This window comes from Burkholderia sp. BCC1640, assembly GCF_902833125.1.
Classification (GTDB): domain Bacteria; phylum Pseudomonadota; class Gammaproteobacteria; order Burkholderiales; family Burkholderiaceae; genus Burkholderia; species Burkholderia diffusa.
Genome location: NZ_CADFEF010000001.1, coordinates 257,016 through 275,583, shown reverse-complemented (window position 1 = coordinate 275,583; position 18,568 = coordinate 257,016). Strand labels below are relative to the sequence as shown.

The window sequence follows — 18,568 nt, the reverse complement described above, 5'->3', positions numbered from 1 at the left end:
CGGAGATGCCCGCCATTGCGTCATCGTGGCGGCACCGCGCGCCATGCTTGCCGAACGCGCTCGACTGCCTGCATCGCATCGTGATGTAATCGCGCGAATTGGCCGACCGGGGTACGACACCGGCTGGCGCGCGCATTCATTCCTCACGAGGTCGATTCATGTCCCCCGTCTCGGCATTCAAGCTGGTTCTGTTGTCATTCCTCGCGATCGTCGCGCTCGAATACATCGCCAAGCGGTTGCGATTGCCGCCCGCGGCCGCGTTGCTGATCGGCGGCATCGGCATCGCGTTCATTCCCGGCCTGCCGCCGATCAACCTCGATCCGGAACTCGTGCTGCTCGTGTTCCTGCCGCCGCTGCTGATGGACGGCGCGTATTTCTCGGTATGGGAGGAATTCAAGCGCAACGTCGGCGGCATCATGATGCTCGCGATCGGCGCGGTGGTGTTCACGACGTTCGCGGTCGGTTTCGCCGTGCACTGGGTCGTGCCGTCGCTGCCGTGGGCCGCGTGCTTCGCGCTCGGCGCGATCGTGTCGCCGCCCGACGCGGTGGCCGCGAAAGCGGTGCTCGAACGCGTCGCGCTGCCGCGCCGGCTGATGGTGCTGCTCGAAGGGGAAAGCCTGTTGAACGACGCGGCGGGCCTGGTGCTGTTCCGCTTCGCGGTCGCTGCCGCGCTGACGGGTGCGTTCAGCCTCGAGCACGCGGTCGTGCGCTTCGCGGAACTCGGGCTCGGCGGTGTCGTGGTCGGCTTCCTGGTCGGCAAGCTCGTCGTGTGGTTCCTGAAGCTGCTCGATGATGACTATCTGGTGATCACCGTCGCGGTGATCGCTGGATGGATCGCATATATCGCGGGCGAGATGGTCGAGGTGTCGGGCGTGATCGCGACGGTCACGGCCGGCATGATCGTCGGCTGGCATCAGCACGAGGTGTTCTCGGCGGCCGTGCGCACGCGCGGCACCGCGTTCTGGCAGGTCATCGTGTTCCTGCTCGAGGCGCTGGTGTTCGTGCTGATCGGGCTGTCGCTGCGCGGTGCGATCCACCGGCTCGGCGGTTTCGAGCAGGTGCTCGCGACGATGGTCCCGCCGGTGCTCGCGGTGCTGGTGGCGGTGATCGTGTCGCGCTTCGTCTGGATCTACGCGGTCGAGGCGCTGAAGGTGCCGGTGCGCGGGATCATTCGGCGTGGTGCCGCACCCGACTGGAAGGCCGCGACGATCATGAGCTGGGCCGGGATGCGCGGGGTCGTGACGCTGGCGATCGCGCTGTCGTTGCCGGAGGCGATGCCGGGCCGCGACGTGATCCTGGTCGCGTCGTTCGCGGTGATCCTCGTCACCGTGCTCATGCAGGGCACGACGATCGGGCCGCTGATCCGTCTGCTGCGCCTGCCTCAGCGCGAGGAGCGCGCCGCGCATCACCTGACCGAGCCGCAGGCGTGGGCGCACATCGAGGCCGCGCAGTTCGCGGCGATCCAGCCGCTGGTGCGCGACGAGAGCGGCAAGGTGATTCACCCGCGCCTGCTGGAGCAATACACGTATCGCGCGGAACTGACCGAGCGGGCGAAGAACGAGCCTGCTTATCCGGCGGAGGTACGCACCGCGCACTACGACGTCGTGCTGGCCGCGATCAAGGCCGGGCGTGCGGAATTGTTGCGTCTGCATCGTTCGGGCCGCATCCACGACGAGATGCTGCACATGCTCGAGCGCGATCTCGACCTGCAGGAAGTGTCCGCGCAGCACGCGCGCGGGTAGCCGGCGGCGCGCGCGGGCCATGAACGCGCGGCCGCGTGGCCGCGCCGATCGTGTTCGTCGCGCGGCGCCGCGAGCCTTCGCGTCGCGCCGGTCCAGGCGCGGCGCACGATTTTCCCCCTTCCATCTCTCCCGATTCCGCCGCATCGGAATCCGGCCCCAAAGCGCTCGACACGACGGCCTTGCAGCGCATGCAAACCTCGCGGTGCCGGCTTCGCAAACGTTATCGTCTTTCGCATCCGGAAATGATCTGATTTATCTGAATCCCGCTCTTTCACCATATTTGGCAAAACTAAACCGGAAGGAGATAGATGCTGTGTTCTAATTTCATTTAGAATCAGCCGGTTATCTTTATTGAGAGAAAGCGCGCGGAGGTAATGCGACCGTCGTCGGGGTGAATTCGGCGCTCGGATCCCCGTGAGGCAATGCCGACAGGCCAGATCGGCAACAATTGGCGGATTTCTCCGCCGCCAGTTTTAAGATGGCGTCCAAGTCGGATAAACAACTCCTATGAAAGAATCAATTGGAGATTTGGCGTTTGAAACGGTATTTATGAAAGAATCCAGCGGTGAAAATGCGCCGGATTGTCTGGAGTCGGGGCTATCGGTTCTGCTCGTCGACGATCAGCCGTTCGTCGGCGAGGTGATCCGCCGCGCGTTGCGCAGCGAGCACGATATCGACCTGCATGTGTGCACGGACGCACATCGGGCGATGGCGGTCGCGCGCGACGTGAAGCCGACGGTCATCCTGCAGGATCTCGTGATGCCGGAAATCGACGGCCTCGACCTTGTTCGCGCGTGGCGCGCGGACACCGACACCGCACGCGTACCGATCATCGTGCTGTCGGCGAAGGAGGAGCCGATCGTCAAGCGCGAGGCGTTCATCGCCGGCGCGAACGACTACCTCGTGAAGCTCCCGGACGCGATGGAGCTGACCGCGCGCATCCGCTATCACTCGAATTCGTACCTGATGTCGCGCCAGCGCGACGAAGCGCTGGATTTCCTGTCGCACGACATGCGTTCGCCGCAGACGTCGATCCTCGCGCTGCTCGAGGTCTACCGGAGCGAGCACGGCGACATGCCGCCGATCATGGAGCGCATTGCCGGCCACGCACGGCGCGCGCTCGCGCTCGCCGACGGCTTCATCCACCTGACCCGCGCGCAGTCGGAACGCCGCGCGCACGAGGTCCTGAGTCTCAACGAGATCGTGCTCGACGCCGTCGACCAGCTGTGGGAGAAGGCGGCCGGATTCGGCAGCCGGGTATTTGCCCACGTGCCCGGCACCGAGTGCGTGACGATGGGCGACCGCATGATGCTCACGCGCGCGGTCGCGAACCTGATCGACAACGCCCTGAAGTACGGCCCGGCCGGCACGGACGTGCACTGCACGCTGAGCGACGACGACGGCGCGTGGCTGATCGGGGTCGAGGACGCCGGCTCCGGCATCGCGCCCGAGCAGCGCACGGCCGCGACCGAGTCGTTCGTGCGGCTCGAATCCGCGCATGGCGCGGCGCGCAGCGGCTTCGGCCTCGGGCTTGCGTTCGTCCGCGCGACGGCCGCGCGGCATCGCGGCCAGATCCTGATGCGCAATACGGCGCGCGGCTTCATGGTCGCGCTTCGGCTGCCGGCGCAAGCGGAGCGATGATTTCGCGGCGCGGCCGGCCGGTGCCGCGCCGCCCGCAGACCCCGATGCGCTCGTGGCGCGCCGTCCGGCGCGCGGGCGGGCGCGGTTTTTTTCAACGCTGATTTTAGAAAGCCCATAACGAACATGGCCACCGTGACGCCTCGCGCGACCAATGAAAGCCTGCACCCGACGATCGGCGCCGCCCGGCTGACGCTCGGCAACCGTATCCTGTTCAGCTTCGGCGTGTTGTTCGTGCTGATGCTGGTGACGGCCGGCGTGTCCTACGAGCGCCTGCGCGCGATCAACACCGAGGCCGTCAGTATCGAACGCGATTCCCTGCCGGGCGTGTATCTGGCGGCGTCGCTGCGCGGGGCGGTCAACGAATCGTTCGCGACGCTGCAGCAGGCGACGTTCGTCGACACCGATCCCGAACTCGTGCAGCGTGATTTCGCGAAGATCGGCGAGACGCTCAAGGAGATCGAGTCGTTGTCGGTCGACTATCAGAACACGACGTTCCGCGATGACGACCGTCAGCGCTTCGCGGCCTTTCGCGGCGCCTTCGACCGCTACCTGCCGCTGCTGAACGACGCGGTGCAGAAGAGCCGCGCGTCGCGCGAGGAGGCCGTCGCCGCTTATGCGAAGGTGCAGCCTGCGTGGGCCGAGGTCGTGCGCAACGCGAATATCCTGGTGCAGGAAAACCGCAAGTTCGCCGACCAGTCCGCGAAATTGATCCGCGAATCCGTGCAGGACACCGAGATCGTCCTGGCGACCGCGCTGGCGATCGTGCTGCTGTCCGCGCTGGGGCTGGGCTACGGGCTGTACCGTTCCGTCACCGTGCCGATGGCGCGGCTCGTCGAAGTGCACGACGTGATGCGCACCGGCAACCTGACGCGCCGCCTCGACCTGCGCCGCCGCGATGAGTTCGGCACGCTCGAGACGGGCTTCAACCGGATGGCCGACGAGCTGACCGAGCTGGTCGCGCGCGCGCAGCAGTCGTCGCTGCAGGTGACGACGTCGGTCGCCGAAATCGCGGCGACGTCGCGCGAGCAGCAGGCGACCGCGAACGAGACCGCGGCGACCACGACCGAGATCGGCGCGACCTCGCGCGAGATCTTCGCGACGTCGCGCGACCTGCTGCGCACGATGAACGAGGTGGCCGGCGTGGCCGAGCAGTCGGCGACGCTCGCCGGCGTGAGCCAGAGCGGCCTCACGCGGATGGGCGAGACGATGCGCAGCGTGATGGACGCGGCCGGTTCGGTGAACGCGAAGCTCGCGATCCTCAACGAGAAGGCGCTGAACATCAACCAGGTCGTCGCGACGATCACCAAGGTGGCCGACCAGACCAACCTGCTGTCGCTGAACGCGGCGATCGAGGCCGAGAAGGCCGGCGAATACGGCCGCGGCTTCGCGGTCGTCGCGACCGAGATCCGCCGCCTCGCCGACCAGACGGCGGTGGCGACGTACGACATCGAGCAGACGGTGAAGGAGATCCAGTCGGCCGTGTCGGCGGGCGTGATGGGGATGGACAAGTTCTCGGAGGAAGTGCGCCGCGGGATGCTCGACGTGCAGCAGGTCGGCGGGCAGCTGTCGCAGATCATCGCCGAGGTGCAGACGCTCGCGCCGCGCTTCCAGATGGTCAACGAAGGGATGCAGACCCAGGCGAACGGTGCCGAGCAGATCACGCAGGCGCTGTCGCAACTGTCGGAGGCCGCGCAGCAGACGGCCGAATCGCTGCGCCAGTCGTCGCAGGCGATCGACGACCTGACGCTCGTCGCGAACCAGTTGCGCACCAGCGTGTCGCGCTTCAAGGTCGACGCGTGACGCGCGCCGAGTCGCACGGCGGCGCGCACGCGCTGTTCCTGATGTTCGAGCTCGACGGCGAGCGCTATGCGCTCGACGCGGCCGACATCGACGAGGTGCTGCCGCTTGCAACCGCCAAGGCCGTGCCCGGCGCGCCCGAATGGATTGCCGGGCTGCTGATGCGCGGCGGTCAGCCCGTGCCCGTGATCGACGTGCCGATGCTGGCGCTCGGGCGGCGCGCGCATGCGCTGCGGTCGACGCGGCTGGTGATGGCGCGCTATCGCGTCGGGCAGCCCGACCGCGATCGCGTGGTCGGCCTGATCGTCGAGCGCGCGACGCAGACGCTGCGGATCGACCGCACCGCGTTCCGCGCCAGCGGCGTGTCGACCGCGCGCACGCGCTGGCTCGGGCGCGTCGCGAACACGCCGGACGGGATCGTGCAGCAGGTCTCGGTGTCCGACCTGATCGACGACGTCGCGCGCCTGTATCTGTTCGACGGCCTGCCGGGCCACGGAGGGGAGTCCGCATGAAAGAATCCGATTCGCGATTTCGTGGCTGGCTGCTGCGCGAGACCGGCATCGACCCCGATTCGCTCGGCAACGATTTCCTGAGCCGCGCGCTGACGGAGCGCGTGCAGGCGCTGCAGGGCGACGGCGAGCGGCTGCCGTCGGCGGCGCGGCCGCCCGTCACGCCGGAAGCGCTCGACGCCTACTGGCAGCAGCTCAACGCGTCGGCCGACGAGCGGCGCGCGCTGATCGAACTGTTCGTCGTGCCGGAGACGTGGTTCTTCCGCGATCGCGAGGCGTTCGCGACGCTCGCGCGGCTCGCGGCCGAGCGGCTTGCCGCGATGCCCGGGCGCGTGATCCGCGTGCTGAGCGCGCCGTGCTCGACCGGCGAGGAACCGTATTCGGCGGCGATGGCGCTGCTCGACGCCGGGCTCGATCCGGCCAGCTTCACGATCGACGCGATCGACCTGAGCGCGCGCGCGATCGAACAGGCGCGGCTCGGCTGCTACGGGCGCAATGCGTTTCGCGGCACGGCGACCGAGTTTCGCGGCCGCTACTTCACGCCGGTCGCCGACGGCTGGCTGCTCGACGAGCGCGTGCGCGCGTGCGTGCAGTTTCGCCAGGCGAACCTGGTCGAACCGGGCCCCGACACGGGCATCCGCTACGACTTCGTGTTCTGCCGCAACGTGCTGATCTATTTCGACCGCGACGCACAGGATCGCGTGATCGATTCGCTCGAAAACTCGCTCGCCGACGACGGGATGCTGTTCGTCGGTCCCGCCGAAACGGGCGTCGCGATGCGGCACGGGATGCGCTCGGCGCGCGTGCCGCTGGCGTTCGCGTTTCATCGCGTGCGCGGCGGCGCCGCGGCGGACGGCCAGGCGGCACCGATGCCCGCGATCGCGCCGCACCGTCGCGCCGAGCGCTTCACGGTGGCGCCGCCCGCCGCGACGCGGCCGCTGCTGGCCGTCGTGCCGCCGACGTGGAGCGATGCCGCGCCGTCGCGCGCCGCGTTCGCGCCGGCCGAGCGCCCGACGGCGCTCGAGCCGCGGGCCGACCTGCACGCTGACTCGCCGACCCGGGTGGTCAAGGTGGCCAACGTGGCCGACACGCCCGCGCCGGCGACACCGGTCGCCGACAGCGCCGCACCGACGCTCGAGGAAGCGCAGGCGCTGGCCAACGCGGGCGCGTTCGACGAGGCAGAGCGCGTGCTCGCGCAGTTCTCCGCGCACGCCGGGCCGCACGCCGACGCGTTCTACCTGAACGGGCTGATCGCGGATGCGCGCGGGCGCGTCGCGGAAGCGGGCGACTTCTACCGGAAGGCGCTGTATCTGCGGCCGACGCACCACGAAGCGCTGACGCATCTCGCGACCTTGCTCGACGTCGGCGGCGACGGCGCCGGCGCGCGATGGCTGCTCGAGCGTGCGCGACGCTCGGCCGGATAACGGGAATACGAGTTGGGAGCCGATATCGGGATGACCGAGGAAAGAATGAACCGCGACGCCGTTGCCACTGACGACACGACGATCGGCGTCGACGATTGCTGGAACCGGATCGGCACGCACGGCGACCGCTCGTGCGAGCGGCTGGCCGACTGCCTGCGCTGCCTGAACTGTCCGGTCTACGCGTATCACGCGGCGAAGCTGCTCGAGCGCCCGCTCGGCGTCGCCGAGATGGCCGACGCCACGCAGCGGATCAGCGCGTTCGACGCGACCCGCGCGTATGGCGACGACGATACGCGCCAGGCGGCGCTGGCGTTTCGCGTCGCCGACGAATGGCTCGCGCTGCCGATCGGCGTGCTGCGCGAGATCGCCGGCACGCGGCCGATCCATTCGCTGCCGTATCGCCGTCATTCGGCCGTGCGCGGCGTGGTCAACATTCGCGGCACGCTGCGCATCGCGATCTCGATCGGCGCGCTGCTCGGCCTCGACGCGGGCAAGGGCGGAAACGGCGGCACGGACGGCCGTTTCACGCGGCTGCTGGTCGCCGCGCACCAGGGCGAGCCGGTCGTGTTTCCGGTCGACGAAGTCGAGGGCGTGTTGCGCTTCAGCGCATCCGAATGGGTGCCCGTGCCGGCGACGGTCGGGCGCGCGAGCGCCGGCCTGTCGCGCGGCGTGCTGTCGTGGCGCGGCAAGTCGGTGGGCCTGCTCGACGACGATCGGCTGTTCGACGCCGTGACACGGAGCATGCGATGAGCGGCGATGACGATCTGAGCCACCTGTCGCTGCTCGAGCTGTATCGCGAGGAGACGCGCACGCAGACCCAGGCGCTGTCCGAACGCCTGCTCGCGCTCGAATCGGGCGAGCCCGACTCCGTCGCGCTCGAGGCGTGCATGCGCGCCGCGCATTCGCTGAAGGGCGCCGCACGCATCGTCGGCGTGCCGCTCGGCGTCGACATCGCGGGGCGCATGGAAGAATGCTTCGTCGCCGCGCAGGCCGGCACGATCGCGCTGACGGCCACGCACGTCGACGTGCTGCTCGCCGGCGTCGACCTGCTGGTGCGCGTCGCCGATCCGCAGGCGCAGCCCGTGTCATCGACGGAGATCGAGGCGTTCGCGCTGGCGCTGACGGGCGCCGACGGCGCGCACGCGATGCCGGTCTCGGCCTCGGCCTTCGCGCCGCCGCCGGCGCCGCCGTCCGTCGTGCCGCTTCGCGAGCACGACGGCGCCGCGAGCGAATCCGTGGGGGCCGGCGCCGCGGTGCCGCCGCTCGCCGTGTCGGCGGCCGTGCCCGATCCGGTCCAGGCCGGCCGCGCGGCCGGCGCGGGCGCGATGCGCCGCGTGCGGGCCGATACGCTGAACCGGCTGCTGAGCCTGTCCGGCGAGTCGCTCGTCGAATCGCGCTGGCTCAAGCCGTTCGCGGAGTCGATGCTGCGCGTGAAGCGTGCGCAGCGCGATGCGGCCCGTTCGCTCGATCTGTTGTACGAACAGTTTGCCGACGATCTCGACGCGGGCGTGCTCGCGTCGGTGAACGAAGTGCGGCACATGCTCAACGATCTGCAGCGCTCGCTCGCCGAGCGCATGGACGAATTCGACCGCTTCGAGCGGCGCAGCACGCACATCGCCGAGCAGCTGTACGACGAGGCGCTGCAGTGCCGGATGCGGCCGTTCGGCGACGCGACGCGCGCGTATCCGCGCATCGTCCGCGATCTCGCGCGCTCGCTCGGCAAGCAGGTGCGCTTCTCGATCGTCGGCGAAGGCACGCAGGTCGACCGCGACATCCTCGACCTGCTCGACGCGCCGCTCGGCCACTTGCTGCGCAACGCGATCGATCACGGCGTCGACGCGCCCGACGCGCGTCGCGCACGCGGCAAGCCGGCCGAGGCGAGCGTCACGCTGGAGGCGCGCCACAGCGCCGGCTCGCTGCTCGTCAGCGTGATCGACGACGGGCCGGGCGTGGACATGGACGCATTGCGCGCGGCGGTCGTGCGCCAGCGCCTGACCGACGACGAGACGGCCGCGCGGCTGTCCGATCCCGAACTGCTCGAATTCCTGCTGCTGCCGGGCTTCTCGATGCGCGACGCGGTGACCGACGTGTCGGGGCGCGGCGTCGGCCTCGACGCCGTGCAGGAAATGGTGCGCGGCGTGCGCGGCGCGGTGCGCATCTTCAACGAGCCCGGCGCGGGCATGCGCTTCGTCTTGCAGCTGCCGCTCACGCTGTCGGTGATCCGCAGCCTGCTGGTCGAGGTCGGCGGCGAGCCGTACGCGTTCCCGCTCGCGCACGTGCGCCGCACGCTCGAACTGTCGCACGACGACATCGACGTGCTCGAAGGGCAGCCGCATTTTCCGTTCGACGGCCGGCGCGCGGGCCTCGTCGGCGCGCATCAGCTGCTCGATGCGGGCGAACCCAACGTCGCGCGCGCGAGCACGGCGGTCGTGGTCGTCGGCGGCGAGCCCGAACTCTACGGTGTCGCCGTCGACCGCTTCCTCGGCGAACGGATGCTCGTCGTGCAGCCGCTCGACAGCCGCCTGAACAAGATCCAGAACATCGCGGCCGGTGCATTGCTCGAGAACGGCGACCCGGTGTTGATCGTCGATGTCGAAGACCTGATCCGCTCCGTCGACAAGCTCGTGCGCGGCGGACAGCTCGCGAAGCTCAAGCGCGATCCGCAGCTCGCGCTCGCCGACCGGCGCCGCCGCGTGCTCGTCGTCGACGATTCGCTGACGGTGCGCGAGCTCGAACGCAAGCTGCTGGAAAAGCGCGGCTACGACGTGACCGTGGCGGTCGACGGGATGGACGGCTGGAACGCGGTGCGCAGCGACGCGTTCGATCTGGTCGTCACCGACGTCGACATGCCGCGCATGGACGGGATCGAACTCGTCACGCTGATCAAGGGCGATCCGATGCTCAAGCGCGTGCCGGTGATGATCGTGTCGTACAAGGATCGCGACGAGGATCGCCGGCGCGGGCTCGACGCAGGCGCCGACTACTACCTCGCGAAGAGCAGTTTCCACGACGAGGCGCTGCTCGATGCGGTGCACGACCTGATCGGGGATGCACGCGGATGAACATCGGCATCGTCAACGATCTGCCGCTCGCGGTCGAGGCGCTGCGCCGCGTGATCGCGCTACGCACCGATCATCGCGTGCTGTGGGTGGCGACCGACGGCGACGAGGCGGTGGATTTCTGCGTCGCGCATCCACCCGACCTCGTGCTGATGGATCTCGTGATGCCGAAGCTCGACGGCGTGGCCGCGACGCGGCAGATCATGGCGCGCGCGCCGTGCGCGATCCTGGTCGTGACCGCGAGCGTCAGCGCGAACACGTCGTCGGTCTACGAGGCGATGGGCGCCGGCGCGCTCGACGCGGTCGACACGCCGACGCTCGCACTCGGCCTGCCGTCGGATGCGGGGCCGCAGCCGCTGCTCGCGAAGATCGATCAGATCGGCCGGCTGCTCGAAAGCCGGACCGTGACGCTCGTGCCGCCCGGGCCGGCCCTCGCGCGCGGCCTGCCGACGCTGATCGCGATCGGCGCGTCGGCGGGCGGGCCGACCGCGCTCACCGCGCTGCTGCGCGCGCTGCCGGCGGATTTTCCGGCTGCGCTCGTGATCGTGCAGCACGTCGACCAGGCGTTCGCGGTCGGCATGGCGGAGTGGCTCGACGGTTATACGCGACTGCCCGTGCGCGTCGCACGGGAGGGCAGCGTGCCGCAGGCGGGCGAGGTGCTGCTCGCGGCGACCAACGATCACCTGTACATGTCGCCGCGCGGCGTGCTCGGCTATACGCGGCATCCGGCCGAGACGCCGTACCGGCCGTCGATCGACGTGTTCTTCAACAGCGTCGCCGACGGCTGGCAGGGCGACGCACTCGGCGTGCTGCTGACCGGAATGGGGCGCGACGGGGCGCTGGGGCTGAAGGCGATGCGCGCGAAGGGTTGCTACACGATCGCGCAGGACGAGGCGACGAGCGCCGTCTACGGGATGCCGAAGGCGGCCGCGGCGATCGGCGCCGCGTCGGCGATCCTGCCGCTCGAGCGGATCGCGCCGCAACTGATCTCGCGCGTGACCCGCATGCCGCTCGACTGACGGCGCGCGGCCCCGGCGGGGCCGCGTTGCACGCGCCGCGCGGCGTCGCGTACAATTGCCGCCAGCGGAGATGGCATGCCTCCCTGCGGTCGATCCCGGCGCGTCGCGCGCGGTTCGGCCCTCAACCGCCGGTTGCCCGGCTGATGATGCCTGCGTGTTCCTGGGTCGTCAGGAGGTCGCAGGCCGTCCATGCGGTATTCTGCCGCCCAGGTTTTGATGTCCCGTCGAATCTGGAAATCATGTTTTTCTCGACTTCTGCCGATTTTTTCGCGACCGTGCGCTACGTGTGCCGCTGGCTCGCGCTCTCCGCCTTGCTCGGCGCGCTGGCCGGCACGGCTTCCGCGTTGTTCCTGATCGCGCTCGACTGGGCGACCGGCACGCGTGTCGCGCATCCGTGGCTGTTGTGGGGACTGCCGGCCGCCGGTTTCGCGACCGGCTGGGTCTATCACCGGTTCGGCCAGTCGGTCGCGCGCGGCAACAACCTGCTGATCGACGAAATTCACGACCCGAAGGCGCTCGTGCCGAAGCGGATGGCGCCGCTCGTGCTCGTCGCGACCGTCGTCACGCACCTGTTCGGCGGGTCGGCCGGCCGTGAAGGCACGGCCGTGCAGATGGGCGGCGCGCTCGCCGATCGTGTCACGCATCTGTTCCGGCTCGATCGCGAGCATCGGCGCGTGCTGCTGATGGGCGGCATCGCGGCCGGCTTCTCGTCGGTGTTCGGCACACCGCTCGCGGGCGCCGTGTTCGGGCTCGAGGTGCTCGCGATCGGCCGCGTTCGGTACGACGCGCTGCTGACCTGCGTCGCGTCGGCGATCGTCGCGGACGTCGTGTGCCGCGCGTGGGGCGTGCATCACACCGTGTATGCGATTCCGTTCGTGCCGGCCGTGTCGGCGACGAGGCTGGCCGCGACGGTCGTCGCGGGCGTTGCGTTCGGCGTCGTCGGCCGGCTGTTCGCGTTCGCGACGCACGCGCTGACCGCATGGTTCCGCCGCGTCGTGCGCTACGCGCCGCTGCAACCGGTGCTCGGCGGCGCGCTGGTGGCGGTCGCCGCCACCGTGCTGAACGTGCCGCAGTATCTCGGGCTCGGGATTCCGACGATCGAGGCCGCGTTTCACGGGCCGCTGCCGGCTTACGATTTTGCGGGCAAGTTCGCGTTTACCGTCGTCACGCTCGCGTCGGGATTCAAGGGCGGCGAAGTGACGCCGCTGTTCTATATCGGCGCGACGCTCGGCAACGCGCTCGGCCAGGTGCTCGCGCTGCCGGTGCCGGTGCTCGCGGGGCTCGGCTTCGTCGCGGTGTTCGCGGGCGCGGCCAACACGCCGATCGCGTCGACGATCATGGCGATCGAACTGTTCGGCGCGGATGTCGGCGTCTATGCGATCGTCGCCTGCGTGGTCGCCTATCTGTTTTCCGGGCACGCGGGAATTTATCGATCGCAGCGGGTGGCGGTGGGGAAGGGGGCGCGAGTGGAGGTGGAGTGACGGCGGCGGGCGGGGCGGCTGACCGCCGTGTGTGGGCCGAAACCGCTCCCGGTGATCGCGCCGATCACCGGGAGCGGGGGGCGTCCGTTACGCCTTCGGCAGTTTCGCGACGTTGCGCGCGAGCAGTTCCTCGATGTCGATGCCTTTCTCCGCGAGCAAGGCCGTCACGACGCCGGTCAGCTCCCCGAGCGTTTCCTTGACCGACTCGCGGATCGTATCCACGACGACCTGGGTGCTGCGCTCGATCTCGATATTGACCTTGTCGTCGACGCCTTTGGCGTCGAAGGTGGTCGCGCGTCGCGTTTCGGGAATCAGCCAGACGTCGAACCAGCCTTCGTCGCGATCGACGTCCGACACGGTGAGGCTGCAGCCGTTGATCGCGATATAGCCCTTCGCGAACACATAACGTTTGAAATCGGCCGGCACGCCAATGCGGATCATCCGGTTGTGTTCGGACGACGCGATTTGCAGAATGGTCCCCATGAAGTCGACGTGACCGGACAGCGGATGCCCGCCGATTTCCGCGCCGTCCTTCGCGGCCCGTTCCACGTTGACGCGGGCGCCGGTCGTGAGGTCGGCCAGCGTGGTGATTCTCAGGCTCGGCAACATCACGTCGAAGTCGATCAGCAGCGGCGAGTGGATGGTCGTCACCGTCAGGCAGACGCCGTCGACCGAGACGCTCGCGCCGATCTCGATGTCGGTGGTGAACCGCTCGGGGAATTCGATGCTGAACGTTCTCAGTTCGCCGTGATCCTTGATGGCCTTGATGACGCCAACACCCTGAACAATGCCTGTAAACATGATCCGCCTTTCGTCGCAAATTGCCTGGCCGGTATGATAAGTGATCGCGGCGGGCGGCGTCGGGGCCGGACGCGCGGCGGCAGTTGCCGCACGTCCGGCCCCGACCGGGTTGCCGTCAAGCCTCCGCCGGCTCCCCCCGCGGGCCGGCATCGCCGTTGACCGTGCGCCGCGGCGAATCGATCAGGCCCTTCGCCAGCTCCAGCGCCTGCCGCTCGAACAGCCGGCGATAAATCCCGCCGTCGATGCGGATCAGCGCGTCGTGGTTGCCTTCCTCGATCACCTTGCCGCGATCGAGCACGAGCAGTCGGTCGAGCGAGCGCACCGTCGACAGCCGGTGCGCGACGACGAGCGTCGTGCGGCCGACCATCAGCCGCTCCATCGCCTGCTGGATCAGCACCTCGCTTTCGCTGTCGAGGCTCGACGTCGCTTCGTCGAGGATCAGGATCGGCGCATCCGCGAGGAACGCGCGCGCGATCGCGACGCGCTGGCGTTCGCCGCCCGACAGCTTGATCCCGCGCTCGCCGACGAGCGTGTCATAGCCGTCCGGCAGCGCGGCGATGAAGTCGTGCGCGCTGGCGAGACGCGCGGCGCGCTCGATGTCCGCACGGCTCGCGTCGGGACGCGCATACGCGATGTTCTCCGCCAGCGTGCGGTGGAACAGCACGGGTTCCTGCTGGACGATCGCGATCTGGTTGCGCAGCGAATCCTGCCGCACCTGCGCGATATCCTGGCCGTCGATCGTGATGCGGCCGCCCGACACGTCGTACAGACGCTGGATCAGCTTGATGAACGTCGTCTTGCCCGACCCGGAATGGCCGACGAGGCCGACACGCTCGCCGGGCGCGATGCGCATCGAGAAGTCGTCGTACAGCGGCACCGGATGGTTGCCGTAGCGGAACGTCACGTGCTCGAAGCGGATCTCGCCTTGCCCGATCCGGATCGCCGGCGCGCCGGGACGATCGTCGATGCCGAGCGGCTGACGCTCGAGCGCGACGAGCTCTTCCATGTCGTTGACCGAACGCTGCAGGTTGCGGATATGCATGCCGACGTCGCGCAGGTAGCCCTGCAGCATGAAGAACATCGTCAGCGAAAACGCGATGTCGCCGACGCTCGCTTCGTCGTTCGCCCACAGCCGCAGCGCGACGCCGATCATCGCCGCCTGCATCGCGACGAGCATCGCACCCTGCAGCCCGCCGTTGAGCGTGCCGCGTACCCACGTGCGGCGCGTGCGCTGGCGCCATTTGCCGATCACGCGCGCGAGCCGCGCTTCCTCGCGCGTTTCCGCGCCGAACGCCTTGACGACCGCATTGCAGCTCACCGCGTCGGCGAGTGCGCCGCCCATGCGCGTGTCCCACATGTTGCCGAGCCGCGCGGCCGGCGCAACGATGCCGAGCGACACGGCGACCGTCACCGAGATGTACAGCAGCGAACCCACGCCGACGACGAGCCCCATGACAGGCCAGTGCGTGCCGAGCAGCACCGTCGCCCCGACGAGCATCGTGACCGACGGCAGCAGTGCGATCAGCACGGTGTCGTTCAACAGGTCGAGCGCCCAGATTCCGCGTGTGATCTTGCGCACGGTCGATCCCGCGAAGCTGTTCGCGTGCCAGTCGGTCGAGAACCGCTGCACGCGATGGAACGACGCGGCGGCGATCTCGCTCATCATCTTCAGCGTGAGCGTGATGATGTTCAGGTAGACGCCCTGCCGCAACAGCGTCGCGCCGATGCCGAGCGCGGCCAGCGTGCCGAACGCGACGATGGCCGAATGCCACGCGGCGGCGCGGTCGGTCAGGCCGGTCGACAGCGCATCGACGAGGCGCCCGGCGAACAGCGGCGTGAGCACGTCGGCAAGCGCGCCGAGCAGCGCCAGGGTTGTGATCGTCGCGATGCGCACCGGCTGCTTGCGCCAGTAGCGGAACGTGAAGCCGAAGACGGCCTGGAATGCCTGGCCGCCCAGATGGGTGGTTTTTCTGGTCATGTATCGTTGCCCGGCGCATCGCGCGACGGGACTTTCCGGTTCGGAGAACGTCGAAAACGCAACAGCCCGGCCGCGCGGATGACGCGGGCGAAACGAAACGGACTGTCGGGAAAATGCGCGGGCCGGCGAGTTAGCGGAGCACTCGGGAGCCGGCGCGGACGACGGGCTGGATCAGCCGCGCCGTGGGACCACGTTCGGGAAGGCTGCTGGCATTCGGAACATCTGCACCTCCCTGAAGTGAACGGTTGAAAGGACGCCGAAAAGACGTGAAGGGATTTTATCAGCACTGCCGGAGTCGCCGCAACGTCTGACGAATGCGGCGTTGCAGCGTCGATACGGTTAGTATTCGGGGTTTCGGCCCTTTTTCGTGCGGGTTCCGCGGTGCGGTGCCGCACGGGTCGGCGGGCCGCATCGATTACACTTTGCCGTTGCGCGCCGGCCGCCGAGGCCGCGCGGATTCACCCCGATACATTCCTGAGGAAACGATGAGCGACGTTCAGCAAGGCATCCTGGCTCCGATCGACACGGCGGCCCGATACCTCACTTTCACGATTTCGAACAACGGCAACGTGGCAGCGGCGCTGACGGCGTTGCGCGAGCTCGTTGACGGGCGCGACACGGTCGCGGGCTTCGGACACGCGCTGGCCGCACACCTCGGGCGTCCGGTCCCGGGCCTCACCGAATATCCGGCGTTCGCGGTGAACGATCGCACGCTGCCGATCACGCCGGCCGACATCTGGGTCTGGCTGCGCGGCGACGATCGCGGCGAGCTCGTGCTGCGTGCGCGGGCGATCGAGCGGGCGCTTGCGCCGGCGTTCGCGCTGCAGGACGCGGTCGACGGATTCCGCTATTCGAACGATCGCGACCTGTCGGGTTACGAGGACGGCACTGAGAACCCGACCGGCGACGACGCGCTGGCCGCGGCGATCGTCACGGGGCAGGGCGCGGGTCTCGACGGTTCGAGCTTCGTCGCGGTTCAGCAATGGCTGCACGACTTCGACCAGATGGAGCGCATTGCGTCCGGCGATATGGATCACATCGTCGGCCGCCGCCGCTCGGACAACGAGGAGCTCGACGACGCGCCCGAGTTCGCGCACGTGAAGCGCACCGCGCAGGAGAGCTTCGAGCCGGAGGCGTTCATGCTGCGCCGGTCGTCGCCGTGGTCCGACGCGCGTCGCGCGGGCCTCTACTTCGTCGCGTTCGGCTGTTCGTTCCGCGCGTTCGACGTGCAGATGCGCCGGATGAGCGGCGCGGACGACGGCATCGTCGACGGCCTGTTCCGTTTCACGCGACCGCTGACGGGCGCGTATTTCTGGTGCCCGCCGGTGAAGGACGGCAAGCTGGACCTGTCCGCGCTCGGACTCTGAACGCCGGACGACATCCGCAAACGGGCGGGTCGCGCATCGTGCGCGGCCCGCCCGTTTTGCTTGTTGCGTAGCGATCGTGTGCGGCGCGCTGCGCCGCCCGTCAGTTCAGCGTCGTTTCGATGCGCGTGCCGCGCTTGATGAACAGCGTCACCGGCGTTTTCTCGCAGATTTCCGCGAGCCGCTGGCGCTGCGCATCGTCGAGCGGGCCGTCGAGCGTCACGACGCGGCGCACGTATTGCTGTCCTTCGCGATCGGCGTGCAGTTCGGTGCGCACGTCGATGCGCACGGCCGGCCACGTCTTGCGCTGCATGTACATGCGCAGCGTCGCGGCCGTGCATTGCGCGAGGCCGGCCAGCACGAACTCGAACGGCGCCGGCCCGAGGCCCTGTCCGCCTTCGCGCGGCGCTTCGTCGCCGGTCAGCGCGTGCGTGCCGGCCTGCAGCTGGACGACGTAGTCGGGCGCGTCGGCGGCGAGGGTGGCGGCAGCATGGATGAGCGGCATGGCAAGACTCCGGTAAGCGGGGAAAGAGGCGGCCGCGACGATGCGCGGCGAGCGAGCCGTCAGCATACCGTCTCGACGAAAATCGCGGGCGCTGCGTGCGTCGACGCGGCTCGCCAGAGTCAGCCGGCGACGCCGGCGCTCCGGCGCACGAGCGTGGCGACGCGTTCGCGTACCCACTGGTGCGCGCGGTCGGTCTCGCGCGACTCGTGCCAGTACGCGAGCAGCGGAAACGGCTTGAGCCGCAGCGGCAGCGGCTGCACGGCGATCGGCAGCAGCGCCGCCATGCGCAGCGCATACGTGCGCGGCAGCGTCAGCAGCAGGTCGCCCGCCGCGGCGATCTGGCAGGCGGCGAAGTAATGCTGGCAAACGAGCTGGATGTGACGGAAGCGCCCGTCGTTGCCGAGCAGCACGTCGAGCGATTGCGGCTCGCCGAGCGGCGACACCGCGACATGCCGTGCGGCGAAATAGTCGCCGCGCCGCAGCGGACCGTCGGTCAACGGATGATCGTGCCGCATCGCGACGACGAGCGAATCGTCGAGCAGATGTTCGGTCGCGATGCGCGGGCCGGTCTGCACGCGTCGATCGACGACCAGGTCGAGATTGCCCGACGCGAGTTCGCGTTCGATGTCGTGCACTGCGATGCGGCGGCTCACGAATCGCAGGCCCGGCGCTTCGTCGGCGAACGCGGCGACGATCTGCGGCAGCGCGATCGATTCGAGCACGTCGCGAATGCCGACCGCGATGCTCAGGTCGAGCGTCGCCGGGTCGAATGCCGACGGGTCGCGCGCGGCGCGTTGCAGGCCGGCGAGGTGAAGCTGCACGTCCGCGATGATCGTGCGCGTGCGCTCGGTCGGCACGACGCGGTTGCCCTGGCGAACGAACAGCGGGTCGTCGAAATGCGCGCGCAGCCGGTTGAGCGCATGCGTGACGGCCGGCTGCGTCAGGTGCAGCGCACGGGCGGCCGCGCCGATGCCGCCGTGCACGTAGACGGCGTCGAGCACGCGGAACAGGTTCAGGTCGAGACGATGATCGGCGGGCACGGACGAAGTCGGCGTGGTGGACGGTGGGGCGATTCTAATGGATGCGCGAACAACGGCATGCGGGTGCGTGCGTTAGAGAGACGATCGATGCCGTTCGATGCGTGTCGATGATGATCGACCCGATATGCGAGCGTGCGCATCCGATGCGCGATGCGGATCGTGCGCACGATGCGAGCCTGCCCGTCGGCATGCGCATATCCGTGCGGTC

The 18,568-nt window shown here is 69.1% G+C and carries 15 protein-coding genes and 1 riboswitch; of the genes, 11 read left to right on the top strand and 4 right to left on the bottom strand.

Features of this window, described 5'->3' with window-relative positions:
• Positions 1 to 158 precede the first annotated feature (158 nt).
• From HWX25_RS01265 to HWX25_RS01220, 10 genes are all read left to right on the top strand, one after another.
• On the top strand, positions 159 to 1,742 hold the full coding sequence (locus tag HWX25_RS01265; protein WP_175906594.1) for a Na+/H+ antiporter: 1,584 nt from the start codon (positions 159 to 161) through the stop codon (positions 1,740 to 1,742).
• A gap of 35 nt (positions 1,743 to 1,777) precedes the next feature.
• The gene (locus tag HWX25_RS01260; RefSeq protein ID WP_175906592.1) at positions 1,778 to 1,993 is read left to right on the top strand and encodes a hypothetical protein; all 216 of its coding nucleotides are present in this window, start codon (positions 1,778 to 1,780) and stop codon (positions 1,991 to 1,993) included.
• A gap of 256 nt (positions 1,994 to 2,249) precedes the next feature.
• Positions 2,250 to 3,383, top strand: a complete 1,134-nt coding sequence (locus HWX25_RS01255) for a hybrid sensor histidine kinase/response regulator (RefSeq protein ID WP_175906591.1) — start codon at positions 2,250 to 2,252, stop codon at positions 3,381 to 3,383.
• 123 nt (positions 3,384 to 3,506) lie between these two features.
• On the top strand, positions 3,507 to 5,183 hold the full coding sequence (locus tag HWX25_RS01250) for a methyl-accepting chemotaxis protein (RefSeq protein ID WP_059689503.1): 1,677 nt from the start codon (positions 3,507 to 3,509) through the stop codon (positions 5,181 to 5,183).
• Positions 5,180 to 5,692: a chemotaxis protein CheW gene (locus tag HWX25_RS01245; RefSeq protein WP_059531672.1), complete on the top strand. Its 513-nt coding sequence runs from the start codon at positions 5,180 to 5,182 to the stop codon at positions 5,690 to 5,692. The genes HWX25_RS01250 and HWX25_RS01245 overlap by 4 nt, the downstream gene beginning before the upstream one ends.
• Positions 5,689 to 7,113 carry a CheR family methyltransferase gene (locus HWX25_RS01240; protein ID WP_175906590.1) on the top strand — a complete coding sequence of 475 codons (1,425 nt, stop codon included), beginning with the start codon at positions 5,689 to 5,691 and terminating at the stop codon, positions 7,111 to 7,113. The genes HWX25_RS01245 and HWX25_RS01240 overlap by 4 nt, the downstream gene beginning before the upstream one ends.
• A gap of 45 nt (positions 7,114 to 7,158) precedes the next feature.
• Positions 7,159 to 7,863: a chemotaxis protein CheW gene (locus HWX25_RS01235; RefSeq protein ID WP_175906876.1), complete on the top strand. Its 705-nt coding sequence runs from the start codon at positions 7,159 to 7,161 to the stop codon at positions 7,861 to 7,863.
• On the top strand, positions 7,860 to 10,175 hold the full coding sequence (locus HWX25_RS01230) for a hybrid sensor histidine kinase/response regulator (RefSeq protein WP_175906589.1): 2,316 nt from the start codon (positions 7,860 to 7,862) through the stop codon (positions 10,173 to 10,175). The genes HWX25_RS01235 and HWX25_RS01230 overlap by 4 nt, the downstream gene beginning before the upstream one ends.
• The gene (locus HWX25_RS01225; protein ID WP_175906588.1) at positions 10,172 to 11,191 is read left to right on the top strand and encodes a chemotaxis response regulator protein-glutamate methylesterase; all 1,020 of its coding nucleotides are present in this window, start codon (positions 10,172 to 10,174) and stop codon (positions 11,189 to 11,191) included. The genes HWX25_RS01230 and HWX25_RS01225 overlap by 4 nt, the downstream gene beginning before the upstream one ends.
• A 57-nt stretch (positions 11,192 to 11,248) precedes the next feature.
• Positions 11,249 to 11,351: riboswitch (Fluoride riboswitch) on the top strand.
• A 79-nt stretch (positions 11,352 to 11,430) separates the two neighbouring features.
• Complete coding sequence (locus tag HWX25_RS01220; protein WP_175906587.1) at positions 11,431 to 12,672, top strand: voltage-gated chloride channel family protein; 1,242 nt, start codon at positions 11,431 to 11,433, stop codon at positions 12,670 to 12,672.
• 87 nt (positions 12,673 to 12,759) lie between these two features.
• Here HWX25_RS01220 and HWX25_RS01215 read toward each other — a convergent pair whose 3' ends face one another.
• Positions 12,760 to 13,473 carry a riboflavin synthase subunit alpha gene (locus HWX25_RS01215; RefSeq protein ID WP_175906586.1) on the bottom strand — a complete coding sequence of 238 codons (714 nt, stop codon included), beginning with the start codon at positions 13,471 to 13,473 and terminating at the stop codon, positions 12,760 to 12,762.
• A 115-nt stretch (positions 13,474 to 13,588) separates the two neighbouring features.
• Positions 13,589 to 15,451: an ABC transporter ATP-binding protein gene (locus HWX25_RS01210; RefSeq protein WP_175906584.1), complete on the bottom strand. Its 1,863-nt coding sequence runs from the start codon at positions 15,449 to 15,451 to the stop codon at positions 13,589 to 13,591.
• Positions 15,452 to 15,936: 485 nt separating this feature from the next.
• On the opposite strand from HWX25_RS01210, the gene HWX25_RS01205 reads away from it, so the two are divergent.
• A complete protein-coding gene (locus tag HWX25_RS01205) occupies positions 15,937 to 16,818 on the top strand; it encodes a Dyp-type peroxidase (RefSeq protein ID WP_059531647.1) in 882 nt (293 codons plus the stop codon).
• A gap of 100 nt (positions 16,819 to 16,918) precedes the next feature.
• Here the strand turns inward: HWX25_RS01205 and HWX25_RS01200 are convergent, their stop codons facing one another.
• Both HWX25_RS01200 and HWX25_RS01195 read right to left on the bottom strand, forming a co-directional pair.
• Complete coding sequence (locus HWX25_RS01200; RefSeq protein ID WP_059466564.1) at positions 16,919 to 17,320, bottom strand: OsmC family protein; 402 nt, start codon at positions 17,318 to 17,320, stop codon at positions 16,919 to 16,921.
• 119 nt (positions 17,321 to 17,439) lie between these two features.
• Positions 17,440 to 18,360, bottom strand: coding sequence for a LysR family transcriptional regulator (locus HWX25_RS01195; RefSeq protein ID WP_059818729.1), 921 nt, complete (start codon positions 18,358 to 18,360; stop codon positions 17,440 to 17,442).
• Between the last annotated feature and the right edge of the window lie 208 nt (positions 18,361 to 18,568).

What these genes read in the sequence shown, in the direction of transcription:
- HWX25_RS01265 (WP_175906594.1), top strand. Translation starts at nt 159, where the DNA reads ATGTCCCCCGTCTCGGCATTCAAGCTGGTTCTGTTGTCATTCCTCGCG.
- HWX25_RS01255 (WP_175906591.1), top strand. Translation starts at nt 2,250, where the DNA reads ATGAAAGAATCAATTGGAGATTTGGCGTTTGAAACGGTATTTATGAAA.
- HWX25_RS01250 (WP_059689503.1), top strand. Translation starts at nt 3,507, where the DNA reads ATGGCCACCGTGACGCCTCGCGCGACCAATGAAAGCCTGCACCCGACG.
- HWX25_RS01240 (WP_175906590.1), top strand. Translation starts at nt 5,689, where the DNA reads ATGAAAGAATCCGATTCGCGATTTCGTGGCTGGCTGCTGCGCGAGACC.
- HWX25_RS01235 (WP_175906876.1), top strand. Translation starts at nt 7,159, where the DNA reads ATGAACCGCGACGCCGTTGCCACTGACGACACGACGATCGGCGTCGAC.
- HWX25_RS01230 (WP_175906589.1), top strand. Translation starts at nt 7,860, where the DNA reads ATGAGCGGCGATGACGATCTGAGCCACCTGTCGCTGCTCGAGCTGTAT.
- HWX25_RS01225 (WP_175906588.1), top strand. Translation starts at nt 10,172, where the DNA reads ATGAACATCGGCATCGTCAACGATCTGCCGCTCGCGGTCGAGGCGCTG.
- HWX25_RS01220 (WP_175906587.1), top strand. Translation starts at nt 11,431, where the DNA reads ATGTTTTTCTCGACTTCTGCCGATTTTTTCGCGACCGTGCGCTACGTG.
- HWX25_RS01215 (WP_175906586.1), bottom strand. Translation starts at nt 13,473, where the DNA reads ATGTTTACAGGCATTGTTCAGGGTGTTGGCGTCATCAAGGCCATCAAG.
- HWX25_RS01210 (WP_175906584.1), bottom strand. Translation starts at nt 15,451, where the DNA reads ATGACCAGAAAAACCACCCATCTGGGCGGCCAGGCATTCCAGGCCGTC.
- HWX25_RS01205 (WP_059531647.1), top strand. Translation starts at nt 15,937, where the DNA reads ATGAGCGACGTTCAGCAAGGCATCCTGGCTCCGATCGACACGGCGGCC.
- HWX25_RS01200 (WP_059466564.1), bottom strand. Translation starts at nt 17,320, where the DNA reads ATGCCGCTCATCCATGCTGCCGCCACCCTCGCCGCCGACGCGCCCGAC.